The organism is Streptomyces sp. NPDC006739 (assembly GCF_042869815.1).
In the GTDB taxonomy this organism is placed as follows: Bacteria; Actinomycetota; Actinomycetes; order Streptomycetales; family Streptomycetaceae; genus Streptomyces.
The window spans coordinates 48,979-68,399 of record NZ_JBIAGM010000022.1 but is presented as its reverse complement, the minus strand read 5'-3'; the positions used below and the strand labels follow the sequence as shown (position 1 = coordinate 68,399).

Here is a 19,421-nt window from a genome sequence, read left to right as displayed (position 1 = left end):
CCCTCAGATTTCGCTCGACCGGCGCAACCGGCGCCGCTCCCGGGTCCCCCGTCCGGCGGTCTCCGCCGCCGCCCGCGCCGCCAGGGCCGTGGCGCGCGGCGCCCGTGCGGCACTGCCCGCCGAGACCAGCAACAACCCGGCGAGCATCACGAACGGCGCCCCCACCCCCGCGACACCCGCGACCAGGCCGGCGGCGGCCGGCGCGGCGACCTGGCCGAGGCGGTTGCCGGTCAGCCGCAGGGCGAGGGCGGTGGAGCGGGCGGCGTCCGGGGCGGCCTGGACGACCGTCGTCATGGACAGCGGCTGCCCCACGCCCAGGCAGAAGCCGAGGGCCGTGAGCAGCAGGCCCAGCACCCACACCGGCACCGGCGCCGCGACTCCCGCGCACAGCACGGCCGCCAGGAAGCAGGTCACGGTGAGCAGCAGGGGCCGGCCCAGCAGCCTGAGCAGTGGGGTGAGGATCAGCCGGCAGGCGACGGTGGCCCCGGCGCGCAGGCTGAGCAGCACGCCGACCACCGAGGGCGCGATGCCCCGGTGCTCGCCGACCACCGGGAGGTAGGCGGTCAGGATGTCGGTGGCGGACAGCACGGAGAGGCTGATCAGCATGCCCGCGGGTACGCCCCGGGCGCGCAGGATCCGCCCGACGGGGACCCGGTCGCCGTCCCCGGAGCGGGACATGAGCGCCGTACGGTCCTCGATGCGCCACAGCGAGGTGAAGGCGACCGCGGCGCCCGCGCCCGCCACCACCAGGGCCAGCGCGCTGCTGCCGGCCATGTCGGGGCCGCCGATCAGGGCACCGGCCGCGATCGGGCCGACGAGCTGTCCGAGCGAGGCGCCGATGGTGAAGTGCCCGAAGTTGCGGTCCTGTTCGCGCGGGGCGGACTGGCGGGCCACCAGCGACTGGGCGCCGATCACGAAGCAGAGGTGGCCGAGGCCCATCACCCCGCTCCACAGGGCCATCGCCCAGAGGGTGCCGGCGGTGCCGCTGAGGACGCAGCCGCCCGATATCAGGACCACGCCGGCCGGCAGCAGGGGCGCGCAGCGGCCGTGGTCGGTGCGGCGGCCGAGCGGTACGGCGGCGAAGAGCGGGAGCAGGGCGTAGACGCCCGCGACGACGCCGACCGCGCGCTCGTCGGCGCCCAGCGCGAGGGCCCGGTAGGAGACGGCGGGCCGGGCCATCGACACCGCCCCCTGCGCGAAGCCGAAGGCGATGACGAGGCGGAGCAGCCAGCCGCGGTTCCCACCGGGCCTCATGGTGAATTCCTCCGACGAAGGGTCAGGTGATGTCAGACGATGCCGAGGACGAGGCCGGCGCCGAGCACCACCAGGGAGGTCAGGGCGGCCCACTTGACCACGAACCGGGTGTGGTCGCCGAACTCGACCTTGGCCATGCCGACCAGGACGTACACGGCCGGGACGAGCGGGCTCGACATGTGCAGCGGCTGGCCGACGAGCGAGGCGCGGGCGATCTCCAGGGACGAGACGCCGTGGGCCTGGCCGGCCTCGGCGAGCACCGGGAGGATGCCGAAGTAGAAGCCGTCGTTCGACATGAAGTACGTGAGCGGGATGCTCAGGACGCCGGTGACGAAGGCCATGTGCGGGCCCATGCCGTCCGGGATGTTGTCCACCAGCCACTTGGCCATGCCGTCGACCATGCCGGTGCCCTGCAGGACGCCGGTGAAGACGGCGGCGGCGAAGACCATGCCGGAGACGTTGAGGACGTTCTCGGCGTGCGCGCCGAGCCGGGCCTTCTGGTCGGGCATGTACGGGAAGTTCACGGTCAGTGCGAGCGCGGCGCCGAGCAGGAACAGCACCGGGATGGGCAGCCACTCCATGATCATGGCGGTGAGCAGTACGACGGTCAGCAGCGCGTTGAACCAGTACAGCCCGGGGCGCAGGGTGGGCCGGTCGGGGTCGAGGCCCTGCAGCCCCTCGGCGGGCTCCTCGGGCAGGTCCGCGCCGGAGCCCGCCCCGGAGCCGGTGGCGGCCCTGTCGCGTGCCGGGGTCTTCTCGGAGCCCGCGCCGACCAGGACCGTCTCCGTGCGCGGCTCCTCCACCAGCACCTCGTCCAGCGTCAGCACGCCGAGCCGGGAGCGCTCGCGGCGGCCGAGGGCGTAGGCGAGGGCGAAGACGAACAGCAGGCCGACGGCCAGGGCCGGGATCATCGGGACGAAGATGTCACTGGCGTCGAGCTTGAGGGCGGTGGCGGCACGGGCGGTGGGGCCGCCCCACGGGAGGGTGTTCATCACGCCGTTGGCCATCGCGGCGACGCCGGTCATCACGACCAGGCTCATCTTCAGCCGCTTGTACAGCGGGTACATCGCCGAGACAGTGATCATGAAGGTGGTGGACCCGTCGCCGTCCAGGGAGACGATCGCGGCGAGGACGGCCGTGCCGACGACGATCCGCAGCGGGTCGGCCTTGCAGAACCTGAGGATGCCCCGGACGATCGGGTCGAAGAGGCCGACGTCGATCATCACACCGAAGTAGACGATCGCGAACATGAGCATCGCCGCGGTGGGCGCGAGGCTGGTGACGCCGCTCAGGACGTAGTCGCCGAGCTTGGCGCCCTTGCCGACGAAGACACAGAACAGTGCCGGGATCAGCACGAGCGCCGCGATCGGCGACATCTTCTTCAGCATGATCAGGACCAGGAAGGTCGCGATCATGGCGAAGCCGAGGATGGTCAGCATGAATGGATTACCTAACGTTCGCCCTTGAACATCCCGCCGGGCAGGCGGTGCGATGACGTTAGGTCCGTCCAAACGGCGTTAACAAGACGTTGACGTGCGAGCAATAAGCGCAAAACTCCAGGTCACAGCAGTGCGGCGGCGGCGACTGCGGCGATCGCGGTGACCTCGACGGGTATGCCGTTCAGGACCGCGTTGCCGGAGAGCGGGTCGAGCAGGCTGCCGTCGAGGAGCTGGTTGACGTTGACGCCGGGGCTGGCGGAGGCGTGGGTCAGCCGGGTGCCGGAGCGGTCGTGGCCCCAGCCGTGCGGCAGGCTCACCACACCCGGCCGGACCGCGTCCGTGACCTCGGCGGGCGCCGTCACCTCTCCCCCGGGGCCCTTGACCCGTACGTCGGCCCCGTCCCGCACGCCCAACCGCTCGGCGTCCTCGGGGTGGATGTGCAGGGTGCAGCGGTTGCTGCCGCCGGTGAGGGCCGGCACGTTGTGCATCCAGCTGTTGTTGGAGCGCAGATGGCGGCGGCCGACCAGGACCAGCCCGGCCGGGCGCTCGAGCAGCGCCTGCCGCAGCCGGGGCAGATCGTCCTCGATGGGCCCGGGCAGCAGCTCGATCCTGCCGCTCCTGGTCCTCAGCGGCTGCGGCAGCCGGGGGCGCAGCGGGCCGAGGTCGATGCCGTGCGGGTGGTCGAGCAGTCTGGCCAGGCTCAGCCCGTCGGGTCGTGCGCCGAAGCCGTCGCCGTAGGGGCCGAGGCGCAGCATCAGGTCGAGCCGGCGCTCGGGGCCGCCCGTGCCGGTGAGCCGGCCCGCGAGTTCCTTCGGGTCGCGGCCGTGGACCGGGGAGTGCGGCTCCTGGACGGCCTTGCCGAGGGTCTGGTCGATCACCATCGCGTCCACGGCGGCCGGGTCGGCGCCGTGCATGCCGGTGGCCGCCAGGATCAGCCGGGCGAAGATCTCCGTCTCGGCCATCCTGCCGTCCTCCAGGGGGACGGCGGAGCGGGTGTAGCGGACCTGGTTGCGCACGGCGAAGGAGTTGAGGGCGAAGTCGTGGTGCGGGCTCTGGGAGGGCGGCGGCGGGGGCAGTACGACGTGGGCGTGGCGGGAGGTCTCGTTGAGGTAGGGGTCGAGGCTGACCATGAAGTCCAGGGAGGCCAGGGCCTTGTCGAGGCGGTCGCCGTCGGGCGCGGAGAGCACCGGGTTGGCGGCCACCGCGATGAGCGCGCGGATCGGTTCGCCCTCGGGTGTCGCGGTGTCGATCTCCTCGGCGAGCGCGGACAGCGGCAGTTCGCCCTTCGCCTCCGGGTGCCGGCCGACCCGGGAGTGCCAGCGCCCGAGCGCGAAGCCGCGTCCGGGGCCCTCCGGGCGGGGTGTCCTGCCGGTGGCGGCCTGCGGGAAGAGGACGCCGCCGGGCCGGTCCAGGTTGCCGGTGAGGATGTTGAGGACGTCCACGAGCCAGCTGGCGAGGGTGCCGTGCGGGACGGTGCAGCTGCCGATGCGGGCGTAGACGGCGGCGGTGGGGGCGGCGGCGAGTTCGCGGGCCAGGGCGCGGGTCACGTCGGCGTCGATGTCACAGGCCTCGGCGACCGACTCGGGGGTGAACTTCCGTAGCGCGGACCGGACTTCCTCCGCACCCTCGACGTGCGGGGCCAGCAGGCCCACGTTCACGAGGTCTTCCTCGAAGAGCACGTGGACCATGGCCGCCAGCAGCAGGGCGTCGGTGCCGGGGCGGATCGCGAGGTGCCGGTCGGCCAGCCGGGCGGTGCGGGTGCGTCGCGGGTCGACGACGGTGAGGGTGCCGCCGCGGGCCTTGAGCGCCTTGAGCTTGCCGGGGAAGTCGGGGGCGGTGCACAGACTGCCGTTGGACTCCAGCGGGTTGGCGCCGATCAGCAGCAGATGGCCGGTGTGGTCCAGGTCCGGTACGGGGATGGCGTGGGGGTCGCCGAACAGCAGCCCGCTGGAGACGTGCTTGGGCATCTGGTCGACCGTGGAGGCGGTGAACAGGCTGCGGGTGCGCAGGGCGCCGAGCAGGACCGACGGGTAGAGCGCGCCGGCCATGGTGTGCACATTGGGATTGCCGAGGACGACACCGACCGCGTCGGCGCCGTGCCGCTCGACGACCGGGCGCAGGCCGGCCGCCACCGCGTCGAAGGCCTCCTCCCAGGTGGCCTCGCGCAGCACGCCGTCCTCGCGTACGAGGGGGCCGCGCAGCCGGTCGGGATCGCCGTCGAGGGCCCCGAAGGAAGCTCCCTTGGGGCAGATGAACCCCTTGCTGAAGACGTCGTCACGGTCGCCGCGGGCCCCGGTGACGCGGGTGCCCTCGATGGTGAGGGTCAGCCCGCAGGTGGCCTCACACAGCGGGCAGATGCGCAAAGTGGTGCGGGACACGGGTCCTCCCGGGGCAGCGGTGCCTGTCCCGGGTGAGCATACCGACCGGTATGCCCAAAGGGGAGGCCTGTCCGGTCACCAAGCGGCACGGGGGTTCAGTCCAGCACCCGTCCCAGGTACGCCCGCAGCAGTTCCCTGGTCTCCGTGATGATCTCCGGGTTGCCCTCCGGGTCGATCCGGAAGGCGAGCTGGACGAGGGTGTCGGCGGTTTCGACGGCGACCAGGAAGGTGCGGCGCAGACGGTCGTCGGACTCACGGCCGAGGTATCCGGAGAGCATGGCGGTCAGGCGTTCGGCGACCCGGTGGTTGGGTTCGGACTGCCGGGTGCCGACCGGGATCTGGTTGCCGAAGTCGACGAGGGAGAAGCCGGGCGCGGTGCGCTTCATGGCGAGGTACTCGTCGAGTACGGCGTCCATGGCCGCCCGCCAGTCGCCCCGCTCGGCCTCCCCCAGGCGCTCGCGGACCCGCTCGGACCAGCGCTCCAGGTTGCGCTGGGCGAGGGCGTCGGCCATCTGCCGCTTGTTGCCGAAGAACCGGTAGACCGAGCCGATGGGCACTTCGGCGCGCAGGGCGACGGCCCGGGTGCTCAGGGCGTCGTAGCCGACCTCGTCGAGGAGGTCGGCGCAGGCGTCGAGGATCCGGGTCAGCCGTTCGGCGCTGCGCCGCTGGACGGGGGCTCGGCGGAGCGAGGTCGCGTGGGGCACGGGCTTCATGATGCCTTTCCGCCGGGGCCGGGTGAAGCTCACCCCGGAGTACGGAAAAGGATGGCCGTTGCACTCACCCCGGCCCGGGCGAGCCCGCCGTGACCGTGACGGTCGCGGTGTCGCCGTCGGGGCCGGCGGTCGCCCGGCCGGTGGCCGGCCCCGCCCCCGGTTCCGGCCCGCCGCCCGGTTCCGGCCCGCCGCCCGACGCGGTGATGTCGGCCGTGCTCTCGACCGGTCTGCCCTTGACGGCCCACACCGTGCCGTCGTCCGCGTACAGGCGGGCGGTGACGTGGTGGGTGCCGTGCGGGACGAGGCGGTCGGCGAGGTGGTGGCCGGGGGTGCGCAACCGGGTGACCAGGGCGCCGTCCACGTAGAGGTAGGCCACGCCGCGACCGGTGGCCGCCGTGGGACCGGTACCGGTGGGCGACAGGCGGAAGTGGTGGAGTCTGAGGCGTACGTCCCAGCCGCCCGCGGCGTCGGGCGCCACCACGACGTCGACCTCGGGCGCCCCCCGCTGGGCGACCTCGCGGTAGCGCCGCCCGGTCTCGTCCGTAGCGTCGAGGAGTTTGCCCACCGGTGAGGCCGACTCCCCGCGCCCGTGCGCCTCGCCGGCCGCGCACCCCGCCGCCGCGGCCGACAGCAGGACCGAGACCGCGAGCGCGGTGGGTAATCCACGCGTCCACGACATGACCCGGAGAGTAGAACACCCGTGCGCCGCCCGGATCCCCCTGAAGTCTGGTTCCGCCCCCACGCCGGCGGAGGTTCGGGACCCCTCTTGCGCGCGCGAAACCGCAATCCTACGGTGTTACATAGGAATCAGGAGCGCAAAGGAGCGATCATGAGCGGGGACGCGCGCAAGAGCGCCGAGGGACTGTCGTACCTCTCCGGGTTCGGCAACGAACACGCCTCGGAGGCGGAGCCGGGCGCCCTGCCCGAGGGCCGCAACTCGCCCCAGCGGGCACCGCTGGGCCTGTACGCGGAGCAGCTGAGCGGTACGGCGTTCACCGAGCCGAGGGCGCACAACCGCCGCTCCTGGCTGTACCGGATCCGCCCCTCGGCCGCGCACCCGGCGTTCACCCGCGCCGACAACGGCGCGATCCGCACGGCGCCCTTCACCGAGACCGTGCCCGACCCCAACCGGCTGCGCTGGAACCCGCTGCCCGAGCCGCCGGCCGGCACGGACTTCCTGGCCGGCCTGTGGACACTCGGCGGCAACGGCGACGCGACGCAGCGCACCGGCATGGCGGTGCACCTGTACCACGCCGACTCCTCCATGGACCGCGTCTTCAGCGACGCCGACGGGGAGCTGCTGATCGTCCCCGAGCGCGGCGGGCTGCTGCTGCGCACCGAGTTCGGGCCGCTGCACGCGGAGCCGGGCCATGTGGCGCTGATTCCGCGCGGTGTGCGGTTCCGGGTGGAGCTGCTCGACGAGTCGGCCCGCGGCTATGTGTGCGAGAACTACGGCGCCCCCTTCCAGCTCCCCGACCTCGGGCCCATCGGCGCCAACGGGCTCGCCAACGCCCGGGACTTCCGGGCGCCGGTGGCCGCCTACGAGGACGACGAGCACAATCCGGGCCCGGTGGAGGTGGTGAACAAGTTCTGCGGCAACCTCTGGACGGCGACGTACGACCACTCCCCGCTCGACGTCGTCGCCTGGCACGGCAACCATGTGCCCTACGTCTACGACCTGCGTCGTTTCAACGTCATCGGCAGCATCTCCTACGACCACCCGGACCCGTCCGTCTTCACGGTGCTGACCTCGCCGAGCGACACCCCGGGCCTGGCCGGGGTCGACTTCGTGGTGTTCGCGCCGCGCTGGCTGGTGGGCGAGGACACCTTCCGGCCGCCGTACTTCCACCGGAACGTGATGAGCGAGTACATGGGGCTGATCGAGGGGGCGTACGACGCGAAGGCGGAGGGCTTCGTGCCGGGCGGCGGCTCGCTGCACAACATGATGTCGGCGCACGGCCCGGACCGGGAGACGTTCGACCGGGCGAGCGCGGCCGAGCTGAGGCCGCAGAAGATCGACGACGGGCTGGCGTTCATGTTCGAGACCCGCTGGCCGGTCACCCTGACCGGGCACGCGGCCCGGGCGGAACACCTGCAGCCGCGCTACGACGACGTGTGGCAGGGCCTGGAGCGTCACTTCCGCCCCTTGCACTGAAGATCCCCTACCGGTACGGATGGCCCCGTGACCTCCTTCGCCCCGGACTCGATCGTCCTGAACCGCAAGCTGCCGCTCTGGTACCAGGTGTCGCAGTCGCTGCGCGCCTCCATACTCGGCCGTTCGCCCCGGGACCCGCTGCGGCTGCCGACCGAGGAACGGCTGGCGGAGCACTACGGCGTCAGCGTGCTGACCATGCGTCAGGCGCTGAAGGAGCTGGAGGACGAGGGGCTGATCAGCCGGCACCGGCGGCGCGGCACGTTCATCGAGCCGGGCGCGCGACGCGGCGCCCCGGTCCGGCTGCTCGGCTCGGTGGACGCGATCGTGGCCCAGCAGTCCGGGATGACGACCGAGCTGCTGGACCACGGCCGGGCACCGGTGCCGGCGGATCTCGCCGAGTACTTCCCGGATCTCGCCGAGGTGGCGACGTACCACCGGCTGCGCGGTGACGAGAAGACCGGCGAGCCGACCAACCACGCCGTCAACCACGTCCGTCCGGAACTCGCCGCCCGGATCGACCTGGCGGACCTGGTCCGCTGGCCGATGACGAAGGTGCTGCGGGACGCGGTGGGGGCGGACATCAGCCGCATCACGGACACCGTGGAGGCCCGGCTGGCCGACCCGGAGACGGCACGGCTGCTCCAGGTCCCGCTGCTCAGCCCGATCCTGCACTACACGGGCGTGACGTACGACGCGGCGGGCCGGGTGCTGGACGTGGCGGTCATCCACTACCGGGGCGACCGCTTCTCCTTCACGGTGACCCTGGACGCCACCTGACCACGCCGCCGGCGGGAGGCCGTACGATGCCGGGCGTGACGCACGACGACGCTCCGCTGCTCGCGGACCTGATGCCGTGGTCCGTCGCACCGCTGCGGCTGGGCCGCGCCTGGCCGACGGCGCCCGACCCGGCTTCGCTGAGGACCCGCTGGGACACCCTGCTCAAGGCCGAAGGAGCAGGTCGCGAGGCCCTGTTCGAGCCGACGCGCTCGCGTTCGCCGCACTCGGCGGTGGGCCAGCTGCCCGGGCAGGAGGCGGGGACCGAACGCCTGGCGCGTGCCTCGGGCCCCTGCGCGGAGCCGGTGCGGGTACTGGTCGCGCCCTTCGACGAGCAGTGGCTGATCCCCGACCACCGCCTCATCGACACCGCCCGCCCGGAGTTGTGGCGGGTGGCGGACGAGCGGCAGGTGTTCACGGTGGAGACGGGCGCCGACGCGGCCGACGGCACCCCGCTCCTGGCCACGTCCCTGCTTCCGCTCCTGCGCCCCGGCCGGGTCCGTCCGCTCTACCGCCGCCCCGGCGGCGCGGAACCCAATCTGGCGCCGGGTCTGCTGGACCTGCTGGGCGACCGCCTCGGCGAGCGCCCCGCCGCCCTGGACGTGCTCGCCTGGATCCTGGCGACGGTCCGCGCGGACCTCACCGTCCCGCTCACCGGGGACGCCGGGCTCTGGGGGCGCGGGGTGGCCCTGGGCCGGCGCACGCTGTGGCTGATGCGCCGCGACGGCGAGCGCCCCCGGCTTCCCGGCGGCCGCCGCCCCTACGTCCGCGCGCCCCTGCCGGCCCGTCCCCTCACCCTCGTGTACGACCGTGAGGAGGAGGTACTGCGTCTCGACGAGGGTCGTATCTCGCCGGTGCCCTCCCAGGCCTGGGACTTCGAGGTGGCCGGGGTGCGGGTGCTGGAGTCCTGGTTCACGGCCCGGGTCACGCCGGCCGAACCGGGCACGCTCGCCGCGATCCGCCCGTCCACCTGGCCGCAGGCCTGGACGTCGGAGCTGCTGGAGCTGATCACGGTGGTCACGCTGCTGGCCGAACTGCGTTCGCAGCAGGACGGGTTGGAGCTGTCGGCGCCCATCACGGCGGCGGACCTGCGCCGGGCGGCGATCCTTCCGCCCCCGTCGGCGTCCCGCCGCCCCGCGTCGGTCCTGGACCACGCGGAGGAGGGCCCGGAGGGTCAGTTCACGCTGATCTGAGCGGGAGCGGTGCCGGGAGGTGGGGGCGCCGGCCGGGGCGAGCCAGGTGGGAGGGGGGACGGGCCCGCGCACGGGTACGCACACCGGGGCGCTGCCGCGTGCCGTGGGGATGACGGACGACGGGATCGCGGCGTTGCGCGAGGACGGTGTGGCCGGCCCGAGCGCGGGCGGGCGCGTTCAGTGCCTGTTGCCGCCGAACAGCGAGCGGCGCAGTCGGCGCAGGGGTGCGAAGAGGGAGACACGGCGGACCCGCGCACCCCGGTCGCTGCGCTTGTGCGTCGTGTCACGCGCGGTCAGCTCAAGCATCAGCGAGGTGGCTTCGGCCGTCTCTCCCTGCGGTATGGCGGGACCCGCCAGTACCGACAGATGACGGTCGAGCCGCGAACTGGTCGCGCTGCTTCCGCAGGTGATCGCAGGGACCCTCGCCCTGCTGCGCACTGTTATCTGCTCCATGTCACTCCCCACCCGTACGAGTCCACCCGGCCCGGGCAGGGTAACCCTATCTCCCCGAGGGGGCATGCGTGTATCGCGGTCACGGGATTCACCTTCCCTGCAAGGAGGTTGACGACTCCTGCACGGTCACTCTCCGAATCCAACCGATTTCAGGGCGAGTTGGACAACGGGCTGGCTGGTGGGCTGCACTGAGCCTCCGTCGGGCTCGACGGTCACGGCGAGTGACGCCGACGAGGTGTCGAGACCCTTCGCGACCAAGGGCGTGTCGCCCGCGAAGAGCCCGAGGGAGCGCGGCCCGCCGCGGGGTCGCATGAGCCACAGCTGGTGCACGCGTCCGCTGGGCAGGGTGCCGTATCCGCTGAGCGTGACGACGACCTGGCCCTCCGATGCGGAAGCGATCACTCCGATATTTCCGCCGCGGTTGTCCCTTCCGCTGGTCGCACGGACGTCCGGGGCCGCGAGAACGTGGGCGATCTCACGCGACTGGGCACGCTGGGCGTCGAGTTGGCGTTGAGCCCGGCCGGCCTGGACCGCGAAGAGGGAGGCGACGACGAGGGCCGCGGCGGCGGTGGCGGTGGCGAGCGGCACGAAGAGGGGGCGCCTGCGGGGCGCATGGGAGCGGGACGGCGGCGGCTGGGCGCCCCAGACGTGCGGCGGCAGCTGCGGCGTGCGTTCACGCGCGGCCGACGCCCGCTCCTGCGGGGTGGTGCGTACGGCGGCCAGCACCCGGTCGCGCAGCGCGGCCGGCGGCGGGGCGGCCGTGGACCAGGCGAGACGGACCGCGTCCTCGGACAGGGCCCGTACCTCGGCGGCGCAGCGGTCGCAGTCCTTGAGGTGCTTGTCGAAGCGGCGCCGCTCACCGGGTTCGAGGGCGTCCAGCGCGTAGGGGGCGGCGAGGGAGTGCAGGTCCTCGCGGTTCAGGAGGCGACCAAGGATGCTCATGCGACTCCTCCCAGGCACTGGCGCAGCCGGGTGAGTCCGTCGCGCATCCGCGTCTTGACCGTGCCGAGCGGCAGCGAGAGCCGCTCGGCGACCTCACGATAGGTGTAGCCGTCGTAGTAGGCGAGGGTGACGGACTGCCGTTGCAGGACGGTGAGGCGGTCCAGGCAGCGGCGCACGGACTCGCGTTCGAGGCCCGCCTCCACCTCCTCGGCGACCTGGTCGAAGGCGGGCGACGAGGAGCGGATCGCCTCGCGCTGCTCGCGTTCGCCGGCCGCGCGGGCGCTGCGCACCCGGTCGACGGCCCGGCGGTGGGCGAGGGTCAGGATCCAGGACAGGGCGCTGCCCCGGCCGGGGTCGAACCGGGCGGCGGAACGCCAGAGTTCGAGCAGCACCTCCTGGGCCACCTCCTCGGACTGGGCGGGGTCGCGCACCACCCGCCGCACCAGCCCGAACACCGGCCCGGCCACCAGTTGGTACAGGTCTTCGAAGGCCGTCTGGTCGCCGCCCGCGACGAGTACCAGAAGCTCGTCCGCCTCCACACCGTCCCCCTTCCGCCGGCCCGAGCACCCGGTCCTTCCCGTCACCCCGCGTACGCGCAACAGAACGCACCTCCGGAGGAGTTACGGATCGGCGGCCTGAAAACGCGGGTCCGGAAAGCCGAAAAGATTTTTTCCCTCGGACCAAACCGATCGGGGGTTCCGCTCCGTATACCCGTCCGTCAGGCAAGTTGGCACTGAGGACGGACGGCATGACACCTCTAATCTCCAGGAGCGGTGCGGGGCGCAAGGGCCTTGTCACCCTCATCTGTGGTGCGCTGGCCGCAGGCGGGATCACAGCCGCCAGCGTCGCCGCGCTGGAACCGGGGGTGGCCGCAGCCTCCTCCCACCGGGAAGCCCCCCTGATCTCGGGGACCCCGCAGTACGACAACACCGACCTGTACGCGTTCGTCAGCCCGGACAAGCCCGACACCACCACGATCGTGTCGGACTACATCCCGTTCGAGGAGCCCGCGGGCGGTCCGAACTTCTACCAGTTCGCGGACGACGCCCAGTACGACATCCACATCGACAACAACGGTGACGCGAAGGACGACCTGATCTTCCGTTACACCTTCAGGACCCAGATCAAGAACAAGAAGACGTTCCTCTACAACACGGGTGTGGTCGACAACCTGACCGACCCGGACCTGAACGTCACACAGTCGTACAACCTCGACCTCATCAAGCTCAAGGACGGCAGGCAGCAGTACACGTCGAGGATCGCCAGCGACGTCCCGGCCGCCCCGTCGGACGTCGGCAAGGCCTCGATGCCGGACTACGCGAAGCTGCGCTCGCAGGCCATCTACAAGACCTCGAACGGCGGCGCGACCTTCGCCGGCCAGGCCGACGACCCGTTCTTCGCCGACCTGCGCGTCTTCGACCTGCTGTACGGCGGCAACCTCTCCGAGGTCGGCAACGACACCCTCAAGGGCTACAACGTCAACACGATCGCCCTCCAGGTGCCGAACGACCTGATCCGGCAGTCGGCGACACGTCCGACCGTCGGCATCTACGCGACGACCCAGCGCAGGAACGCGCAGGGCTACTACGCGCAGGTCTCGCGCCTCGGCAACCCGCTGGTCAACGAGGTCGTCAACCCGCAGAAGGACAAGGACAGGTTCAACGCGTCCCAGCCCAAGGACGACGCGCAGTTCCTGAGGAACGTCACCAACCCGGAGCTGCCGAAGCTCATCGAGGCGATCTACCACATCAAGGCGCCGTCGGAGCCCCGCAACGACCTCGTCAGCGTGTTCCTGACGGGCGTCAAGGGTCTCAACACGGAGCAGCCGTACGCGACGCCGTCGGAGATGCTCCGGCTGAACACGTCGATCAAGCCCACCGCCAATCCCAAGCGGCTCGGTGTGCTGGACGGTGACAACGCGGGCTTCCCGAACGGGCGCCGGCTCACCGACGACGTCATCGACGAGGCGCTCCAGGTCATGGAGGGCGAACTGGTCGGGCACAAGAACGACCTGGGCGACGCGGTCGACAAGAACGACAAGGGGTTCGAGAAGTACTTCCCGTACGTCGCCGAGCCGACGTCGGGTTCGCGCGGGCCGCTCGCCAAGGGCACGACCAGCGGCACGGACGTGCGCAGCCAGCTCGGTGACGCGCTGCAGCCGGCCGGCTCGGGCTCCGGCGGCTCCGGGAACACGGTGCTGATCGCGGGCTCGGCGGCCTCGGGCGCGGCCGGGATCCTGCTGATCGGCGCGGCCTTCGCGTGGTGGCGTCGGCGCGTGCAGCGCCCGTACTGACGCCCGCACCCCCAGACCGGCGCGGCCCGCACCCCCATTCCCCCACGGCGGGCCGCGCCATCCCCCCACGACATCCATCAGCCGATCGAGGAGAGGGCATGCCCCCGCGCACGAACGACAACGAGCCCGACGGGCGGACGGTGCCCGACACCGGGGCGTCCGGGGCGGGTGACCACCCCGCGCCCGAGGCGTCGGCGCCGGACCGGACTCCGGAGCCGTCGACGCCCGCCGCAGGTGACCGGGTCGCCGCGCTGCGCCGGGTCGCGGCCGCCGGTCGGCGCTGGCGGGGGCTTCAACTCGCCGGTACGGCCGCGTTGTTGGCGGTGGCGCTGACCGGCGGGGCGATCGCCGTGGGGGCCGACCGGGAGGCGCCGGCGTCGGTGGCGACCGCCTCCGGCGCGGTGTCCCCCTCGTTGCTGGCCGGCGGGGACCTGGACGCGAGCATCGCCGCGTTGCAGGCGCACCTGCGCGCGCAGCCCAAGGACCACGACGGCTGGGCCACCCTCGGTCTGGCCTACGACGAGCAGGCGCGGACCAAGGGCGACCCCTCCCGGTACCCGCAGGCCGAGCAGGCACTGAAGCGCTCGCTGCGGCTGTCCCCCGGCAACGTCGAGGCCCTGGCCGGCCAGGCCGCGCTCGCCGCCGCCCGGCACCAGTTCCAGGACGCCCTCACCTACGCGGACCAGGCCCTGAAGCAGGACCCGTACGGCGAAGGCGCCCTGTGCTCGCGGATCGACGCCCTGGTCGAACTCGGCCGGTACGACGAGGCGTCCAGGGCCGCCGACACCGCCGACGCGCGCAAGCCCGGCGTGCCCGTCTTCACCCGGTACGCGTACGTGCGCGAGCTGCGCGGTGACGTGACGACCGCACGCCGGGTCCTCCAGCAGGCCCTGGCCGCCGCCACCGCCAAGGGCGACGTGGCCTACGTCGCGGCCCAGCTCGGCCAGCTCGCCTGGAACCAGGGCGACTACAGGACCGCCCTCGACTACTACGCCCGCGCCCTGGCCGCCCAGGACACCTACCTGCCCGCCCTGGAGGGCCGGGCCCGCGCCCAGGCGGCGAGCGGCGACCGCGCCGACGCGATCAAGGGCATGGAACTGGTGGTCTCCCGCTACCCGCTGCCCCAGCCGCTCGTCGAACTCGGTGAGCTGTACGAGGCCCGTGGCGCGGCCGGCGACAAGGCCAGGGCGAAGAACCAGTACGCCCTGGTGGACGCCTGGATCGCGCTGGCCCGCGCCAACGGCGTCAACGCCGACCTCGACACCGCGCTCGCCGCCGCCGACCACGGCGACAAGGCCTCCGCCCTGCGCGCGGCCCGCGCCGAGTGGGCCCGCCGGCACACCGTGCACACCGCCGACGCGCTCGCCTGGGCCCTGCACGTCAACGGCCACGACCAGGAGGCACTTCCCTACGCCCGCAGTGCCACGGCCACCGGCTACCACAACGCCTCCTTCCTCTACCACCGCGGCATGATCGAGCTGGCCACCGGCCACACCGCTGACGGCCGCGCCTCCCTGACGGCGGCCCTGAAGCTGAACCCCGGTTTCTCCCCGCTGGGCGCGGATCAGGCCCGCAAGGCGTTGGGGACGGCCGAGTGAAGCCCCGTCGACTCCTCGGCGCCGCCGTCGCCGCCTGCGCGCTGGCGCTCCTGCCCGCCACGGCCGCGAGCGCGCACCCGTTGGGCAACTTCACGGTCAACCGCTACGACGGTCTGGTCGCCGCCCCCGGGCAGCTCCGCGTCGACCACGTCGAGGACCTGGCCGAGATCCCGGCCACCCAGGCCAAGCCCGACATCGAGGAGCTGGGGCTGTCGGCGTGGGCCGAGCAGCGGTGCGCCAAGGCGGCCGAGGGCAGCAGGCTCACGGTCGACGGCCGGGCGACACCGCTGACCCCCGGCGCGTCACGGGCCCGGCTGCGGCCCGGCCAGGCGGGACTCAACACCCTGCGCGTGGAGTGCCGGTTCACCGCTCCGCTCGCCAAGGAGGGCAGCGTCGCCGTCGGCTTCCACAGCGCCGGGGACACCACCGGGCCCGGCTGGCGGGAGATCACCGCGCGCGGCGACCGGATGACGCTCACCGGGACGGACGTGCCGAAGACCTCCGTCTCGCACGAACTGAGCAGCTACCCCAAGGACTTGCTCTCCTCGCCGGACGACACCGTGACCGCCGCCCTGCGGGTGCGTCCGGGCGGGCCGGCCCTGACCGAGGAGCGGCCGGGCGCCCTGGGCGCCTCCATCCTGCCGCGCGGCGCCGACCGCTGGACGCAGGACCTGAACAACCTGGTCGCCCGCCATCACCTCACCGCGGGCTTCGCCGCCCTCGCGCTGCTCATCGCGGTCGTCCTCGGCGCCATGCACGCCCTCGCGCCCGGCCACGGAAAGACGCTGATGGCCGCGACGGCGGCGGCGCGGGGCGGGCGGGCCCGGCTGAGGGACGTCCTTCCCCTGGCCGCCTCCGTGACGGTCACCCACACCCTGGGCGTGGTCGCCCTCGGCCTGCTCGTCACGGCCGGCTCGGCGGCGACCCCCTCGGTGATCGCCTGGCTGGGCCTGGCCAGCGGCGTCCTGGTGCTCGCCGCCGGAGCCAACCTGCTGCGGCGGGCCTGGCGCAACCGTGCGCCCCGGCTCTCCGGACACCACCATCACCACCCGCACCCCGAGAAGCGGTTGGCGCTCGTGGGCGCCCACGACGCGGCACCGGCGACCGGACACGGCCATCGCCATCACGAGCACGGCCACGAGCACCACCACGAGCACGAGCACGGCCATCACCACGATCACGAGCACGAGCACAGTCATGATCACGGCCACGGCCACACCGTGGAGCACACCCACGGCGGCTTCACCCACACGCACTCCACCGCCCCCACCCTGCGCGGCACGATCCTGCTCGGCTTCGCGGGCGGTCTGGTTCCCAGTCCCTCCGCGGTCGTCGTCCTGGTCGGCGCGGCGGCGCTGGGGCAGGCCTGGTTCGGGCTGCTGCTCGTGGTGGCGTACGGCGTCGGTCTCGCCCTCACCCTGACGGCCGCCGGGTTCGCCGTCGTCCGGCTGGGTACGGGAATGAACCGGGTGCTGGACCGGCGCCCCCGCTGGACCACCCACCCGGTGGCCGTCCTGGCACGCCGGAGCATGCCGCTCGTGTCCGCGCTGGTCGTCGTCGCCCTGGGTGCCTCACTGGTGCTCAAGGGGGCGGCATCCGCACTCGGCTGAGCTACGTTTGTGCAGGAGTCACGCGAGATGCCGTGGGGGGCGCCCGTGTCCGAACAACCCGGCACCGAACGGGTGATCGCCGACCGTTACCGGCTGCTGTCGCCGCTCGGCGAAGGCGGCATGGGAACCGTGTGGCGCGCCCGCGACGAGGTGCTGAACCGCGAGGTCGCCGTCAAGGAGGTGCGGGCCCCGGCCGGTCTGGCCGCCGCGGACGTCGAGCGGATGTACGCGCGGCTGGAGCGCGAGGCCTGGGCGGCGGCCCGGGTCGCGAACCGCAACGTCGTCACGGTGTACGACGTGGCGATGGAGGGCGGCCGGCCCTGGGTCGTGATGGAGCTGGTGCGCGGTCTGTCGCTGGCCGACGAGTTGGAGGCGCAGGGCGCGATGTCCCCGCAGCGGGCCGCGCACATCGGCGCCGAGGTGCTGTCCGCGCTGCGTGCCGCGCACTCCGCCGGGGTGCTGCACCGGGATGTGAAACCGGCCAATGTGCTGCTGGCGAACGACGGCCGGGTGGTGCTCACCGACTTCGGCATCGCCACGGTCGAGGGCAGCTCCGCGCTGACCATGACCGGCGAGGTCATCGGCTCGCCCGAGTTCCTCGCGCCGGAGCGGGCACTGGGCCGCACCCCGGGGCCGGAGTCGGACCTGTGGTCGCTGGGCGTGCTGCTGTACGCGGCCGTCGAGGGCAACTCGCCCTTCCGGCACGACACCCCGCTGAGCACGCTGCGGGCGGTGGTGGACGAGGAGTTGCCGCCGCCCTACCGGGCCGGTCCGCTGGCCCCGGTCATCGAGGGGCTGCTGCGCAAGGACCCCGCCGAGCGGCTGCCGGCCGAGGTGGCCGAGCAGCAGCTGCGGCTCGTCGCGGCGGGCGGCGCGCCCCGCGCGGACACGGTGCCGGTCGCGTCGTACGGCCCGGTCGTCGAGGCTCGGCGGCAGCAGCCGGCTCCCACCCCGCCGATGCCGTTCACCGCCCGGCGGACCGCCGCCGAACCGGTCCGGGAGCGCCGGGCGGGGGCCGTCCTGCTGGTGGGCCTGCTGGCCGTCGTGCTCGCCCTGGCCGGGCTGACGTACGCGCTGGTCAACCACTACGGGGGCGGGGCCGGGAGCGGGGGCCGGACGGACAGCGGGCAGTCGGCCGGCAGCAGTCTCAGCTCGCCCGCTCCCAGCCGCGGCACCGAGTCGGACACCGGTCCGGCGCAGCCGACGCCGAGCAGTACCCCGCCGAGCAGCCGGCCCGCGCAGAGTGTGGACGTCACCCTGACGGGCTCGCACACGGACTACTCCGGGAGCTGTCCGCCGTCCGCCGGCCAGGCGCCCGCCTTCACGGCGACGTTCACGGTGGGGCGGCTGCCGGCGCGGGTGGAGTACCGGTGGGTGCTGCGGAACGGGTCGGTCTCCGACCCCGGGTGGAAGACGCTGTCGTTCCCGGAGGGCGGCGGGAAGAGCAAGCAGGACCGGGTCGTGCTGACGACGTACTCGGGAAGCGGCACGATCCGCAACGCGGTCGGTGTGGAGGTGCGCGGCCCGGTGCGGGTGACGTCGGACCTGGTGCCGTTCTCGGTGACGTGCACGGCGACGGAGACCCCGACGGACGGGGCCTCCGCTTCTCCCTCGGCATCACCCTGACGGGTGTGGGCGGGTGCGGCCTCGGGTTGACGCTCAGGCCGCGCCGGCGAACGCGGGCAGATAGCCGCCGGACTGGCCGGCCGCCGTCGGGTGGTAGGACTCGCCGATGTCGAGCAGGTTCAGGCTGTGCAGCCAGGAGCTGCCGGAGCAGATCTCGTGACCGGAGAACGTGGTGCGGACGTCACCGAAGGTGAAGCCGTGGTCCAGGGCGCGCTTCTGGACGGCGGTGTCCAGGTAGTCCGCGGCGTCGTTGATGGCGGAGCGCTTGGTGTCGGACAGGCCCACGCAGGTCGTCCCCAGCCGGTAGAAGCGGGGGTAGCCGAGCACGACCACATGGGCGGACGGGGCTTTGGCCCGGATGGCGTCGTAGACGCTGTCGAGCTTGCCGGGGAGCGTGGAGTCGACGTACGCCTTGGCCGTGTCGATCCGGGACAGACAGGCGCTGTCCGACTGGAGCACACAGGTCGTCATGACGTCGGAGAAACCGGCGTCGTTGCCGCCGATGGTGATCGAGACGAGGGCGGTCGAGGAGCTGAGGGAGCCCAGCTGACCCGAGAGGACGTCGTCCGTGGTGGCGCCCGAGCAGGCGTTGAAGGCGAACGAGGACGGGGCGTGGGCGGCGTTCCACAGGTACGGGTACGCCTTGGTGCTGCGGTCGCAACTGCCGCTGGAGGCGAGGTAGCTGCCCGAGCCCACCCCGGAGGAGTAGGAGTCGCCGAGGGCCACATAGCCGCCGGTGGCCGCGGCCGGCGCCGCCTGCGCGGTGGCGGCCCCGGTCAGGCCGACGCCGGTGGCGAGGAGGAGCGAGGTCACGTATGCCGTAAATCGGGAACGTCTCATGGAACCTCCCTTTAGCAGGATCTCTGCCTCAACCGTCGTAGCAACTACGCGTGTTGACGGGAAGTGTTCATGCCAAAACTTTTCGGGCTCCGCACGGCCGGACGCACCCCCGGGCGGATCGCGGGCCGTATGCCCCGTCTTGACGGTTCCGTC

The 19,421-nt window shown here is 72.9% G+C and carries 16 protein-coding genes; 7 read left to right on the top strand and 9 right to left on the bottom strand.

Translation table 11 applies throughout. The features are described 5' to 3' along the window. Positions 1 to 3: 3 nt before the first annotated feature. The 5 genes from ACFYMM_RS33630 to ACFYMM_RS33610 all read right to left on the bottom strand — a co-directional run bounded on the left by ACFYMM_RS33630 (position 4) and on the right by ACFYMM_RS33610 (position 6,463). Positions 4 to 1,254 (bottom strand): MFS transporter, encoded by a 1,251-nt coding sequence (locus ACFYMM_RS33630; RefSeq protein ID WP_388393648.1) that lies wholly within the window; start codon positions 1,252 to 1,254, stop codon positions 4 to 6. Positions 1,255 to 1,286: 32 nt separating this feature from the next. Then, complete coding sequence (locus ACFYMM_RS33625; protein WP_388393646.1) at positions 1,287 to 2,693, bottom strand: CitMHS family transporter; 1,407 nt, start codon at positions 2,691 to 2,693, stop codon at positions 1,287 to 1,289. 122 nt (positions 2,694 to 2,815) lie between these two features. Next, positions 2,816 to 5,071: a molybdopterin oxidoreductase family protein gene (locus ACFYMM_RS33620; RefSeq protein WP_388393643.1), complete on the bottom strand. Its 2,256-nt coding sequence runs from the start codon at positions 5,069 to 5,071 to the stop codon at positions 2,816 to 2,818. 95 nt (positions 5,072 to 5,166) lie between these two features. Further along, the gene (locus tag ACFYMM_RS33615) at positions 5,167 to 5,784 is read right to left on the bottom strand and encodes a TetR family transcriptional regulator (protein ID WP_388393640.1); all 618 of its coding nucleotides are present in this window, start codon (positions 5,782 to 5,784) and stop codon (positions 5,167 to 5,169) included. A 64-nt stretch (positions 5,785 to 5,848) separates the two neighbouring features. Then, a complete protein-coding gene (locus ACFYMM_RS33610; RefSeq protein ID WP_388393638.1) occupies positions 5,849 to 6,463 on the bottom strand; it encodes a hypothetical protein in 615 nt (204 codons plus the stop codon). 150 nt (positions 6,464 to 6,613) lie between these two features. On the opposite strand from ACFYMM_RS33610, the gene hmgA reads away from it, so the two are divergent. The 3 genes from hmgA to ACFYMM_RS33595 are packed head-to-tail and all read left to right on the top strand — an operon-like array spanning position 6,614 to position 9,906. After that, the gene (hmgA, locus tag ACFYMM_RS33605; RefSeq protein ID WP_388393635.1) at positions 6,614 to 7,939 is read left to right on the top strand and encodes a homogentisate 1,2-dioxygenase; all 1,326 of its coding nucleotides are present in this window, start codon (positions 6,614 to 6,616) and stop codon (positions 7,937 to 7,939) included. A 27-nt stretch (positions 7,940 to 7,966) separates the two neighbouring features. After that, positions 7,967 to 8,716, top strand: a complete 750-nt coding sequence (locus ACFYMM_RS33600) for a GntR family transcriptional regulator (RefSeq protein ID WP_388393632.1) — start codon at positions 7,967 to 7,969, stop codon at positions 8,714 to 8,716. Between the two features lie 26 nt (positions 8,717 to 8,742). Beyond that, positions 8,743 to 9,906: a type ISP restriction/modification enzyme gene (locus tag ACFYMM_RS33595; protein ID WP_388393630.1), complete on the top strand. Its 1,164-nt coding sequence runs from the start codon at positions 8,743 to 8,745 to the stop codon at positions 9,904 to 9,906. Positions 9,907 to 10,083: 177 nt separating this feature from the next. Here ACFYMM_RS33595 and ACFYMM_RS33590 read toward each other — a convergent pair whose 3' ends face one another. From ACFYMM_RS33590 to ACFYMM_RS33580, 3 genes are all read right to left on the bottom strand, one after another. Next, positions 10,084 to 10,359: a hypothetical protein gene (locus ACFYMM_RS33590; protein ID WP_388393627.1), complete on the bottom strand. Its 276-nt coding sequence runs from the start codon at positions 10,357 to 10,359 to the stop codon at positions 10,084 to 10,086. Positions 10,360 to 10,485: 126 nt separating this feature from the next. Beyond that, positions 10,486 to 11,301, bottom strand: coding sequence for an anti-sigma factor domain-containing protein (locus ACFYMM_RS33585; RefSeq protein ID WP_388393624.1), 816 nt, complete (start codon positions 11,299 to 11,301; stop codon positions 10,486 to 10,488). Next, positions 11,298 to 11,885: a sigma-70 family RNA polymerase sigma factor gene (locus ACFYMM_RS33580; RefSeq protein WP_388393798.1), complete on the bottom strand. Its 588-nt coding sequence runs from the start codon at positions 11,883 to 11,885 to the stop codon at positions 11,298 to 11,300. The genes ACFYMM_RS33585 and ACFYMM_RS33580 overlap by 4 nt, the downstream gene beginning before the upstream one ends. A 164-nt stretch (positions 11,886 to 12,049) precedes the next feature. Between ACFYMM_RS33580 and ACFYMM_RS33575 the strand changes: the two genes are divergently transcribed. The 4 genes from ACFYMM_RS33575 to ACFYMM_RS33560 are packed head-to-tail and all read left to right on the top strand — an operon-like array spanning position 12,050 to position 18,428. After that, on the top strand, positions 12,050 to 13,594 hold the full coding sequence (locus ACFYMM_RS33575) for a DUF4331 family protein (protein WP_388393621.1): 1,545 nt from the start codon (positions 12,050 to 12,052) through the stop codon (positions 13,592 to 13,594). Next, entirely contained in the window at positions 13,561 to 15,192 is a 1,632-nt protein-coding gene (locus ACFYMM_RS33570) for a tetratricopeptide repeat protein (protein ID WP_388393618.1), read from the top strand. Before ACFYMM_RS33575 ends, ACFYMM_RS33570 begins: the two co-directional genes overlap by 34 nt. Further along, positions 15,189 to 16,802, top strand: coding sequence for a sulfite exporter TauE/SafE family protein (locus ACFYMM_RS33565; protein ID WP_388393615.1), 1,614 nt, complete (start codon positions 15,189 to 15,191; stop codon positions 16,800 to 16,802). The genes ACFYMM_RS33570 and ACFYMM_RS33565 overlap by 4 nt, the downstream gene beginning before the upstream one ends. Before the next feature lie 27 nt (positions 16,803 to 16,829). Continuing rightward, positions 16,830 to 18,428, top strand: coding sequence for a protein kinase (locus tag ACFYMM_RS33560; RefSeq protein ID WP_388393612.1), 1,599 nt, complete (start codon positions 16,830 to 16,832; stop codon positions 18,426 to 18,428). A 33-nt stretch (positions 18,429 to 18,461) separates the two neighbouring features. On the opposite strand, the gene ACFYMM_RS33555 is transcribed toward ACFYMM_RS33560, so the two are convergent. Then, positions 18,462 to 19,268 (bottom strand): SGNH/GDSL hydrolase family protein, encoded by an 807-nt coding sequence (locus ACFYMM_RS33555; protein ID WP_388393609.1) that lies wholly within the window; start codon positions 19,266 to 19,268, stop codon positions 18,462 to 18,464. Positions 19,269 to 19,421: the final 153 nt, after the last annotated feature.

Excerpts from the sequence above, each read along its gene's own strand:
- ACFYMM_RS33630 (WP_388393648.1), bottom strand. The coding sequence starts at position 1,254 with ATGAGGCCCGGTGGGAACCGCGGCTGGCTGCTCCGCCTCGTCATCGCC.
- ACFYMM_RS33625 (WP_388393646.1), bottom strand. The coding sequence starts at position 2,693 with ATGCTGACCATCCTCGGCTTCGCCATGATCGCGACCTTCCTGGTCCTG.
- ACFYMM_RS33615 (WP_388393640.1), bottom strand. The coding sequence starts at position 5,784 with ATGAAGCCCGTGCCCCACGCGACCTCGCTCCGCCGAGCCCCCGTCCAG.
- ACFYMM_RS33610 (WP_388393638.1), bottom strand. The coding sequence starts at position 6,463 with ATGTCGTGGACGCGTGGATTACCCACCGCGCTCGCGGTCTCGGTCCTG.
- hmgA (WP_388393635.1), top strand. The coding sequence starts at position 6,614 with ATGAGCGGGGACGCGCGCAAGAGCGCCGAGGGACTGTCGTACCTCTCC.
- ACFYMM_RS33595 (WP_388393630.1), top strand. The coding sequence starts at position 8,743 with ATGCCGGGCGTGACGCACGACGACGCTCCGCTGCTCGCGGACCTGATG.
- ACFYMM_RS33590 (WP_388393627.1), bottom strand. The coding sequence starts at position 10,359 with ATGGAGCAGATAACAGTGCGCAGCAGGGCGAGGGTCCCTGCGATCACC.
- ACFYMM_RS33585 (WP_388393624.1), bottom strand. The coding sequence starts at position 11,301 with ATGAGCATCCTTGGTCGCCTCCTGAACCGCGAGGACCTGCACTCCCTC.
- ACFYMM_RS33575 (WP_388393621.1), top strand. The coding sequence starts at position 12,050 with ATGACACCTCTAATCTCCAGGAGCGGTGCGGGGCGCAAGGGCCTTGTC.
- ACFYMM_RS33560 (WP_388393612.1), top strand. The coding sequence starts at position 16,830 with ATGCCGTGGGGGGCGCCCGTGTCCGAACAACCCGGCACCGAACGGGTG.
- ACFYMM_RS33555 (WP_388393609.1), bottom strand. The coding sequence starts at position 19,268 with ATGAGACGTTCCCGATTTACGGCATACGTGACCTCGCTCCTCCTCGCC.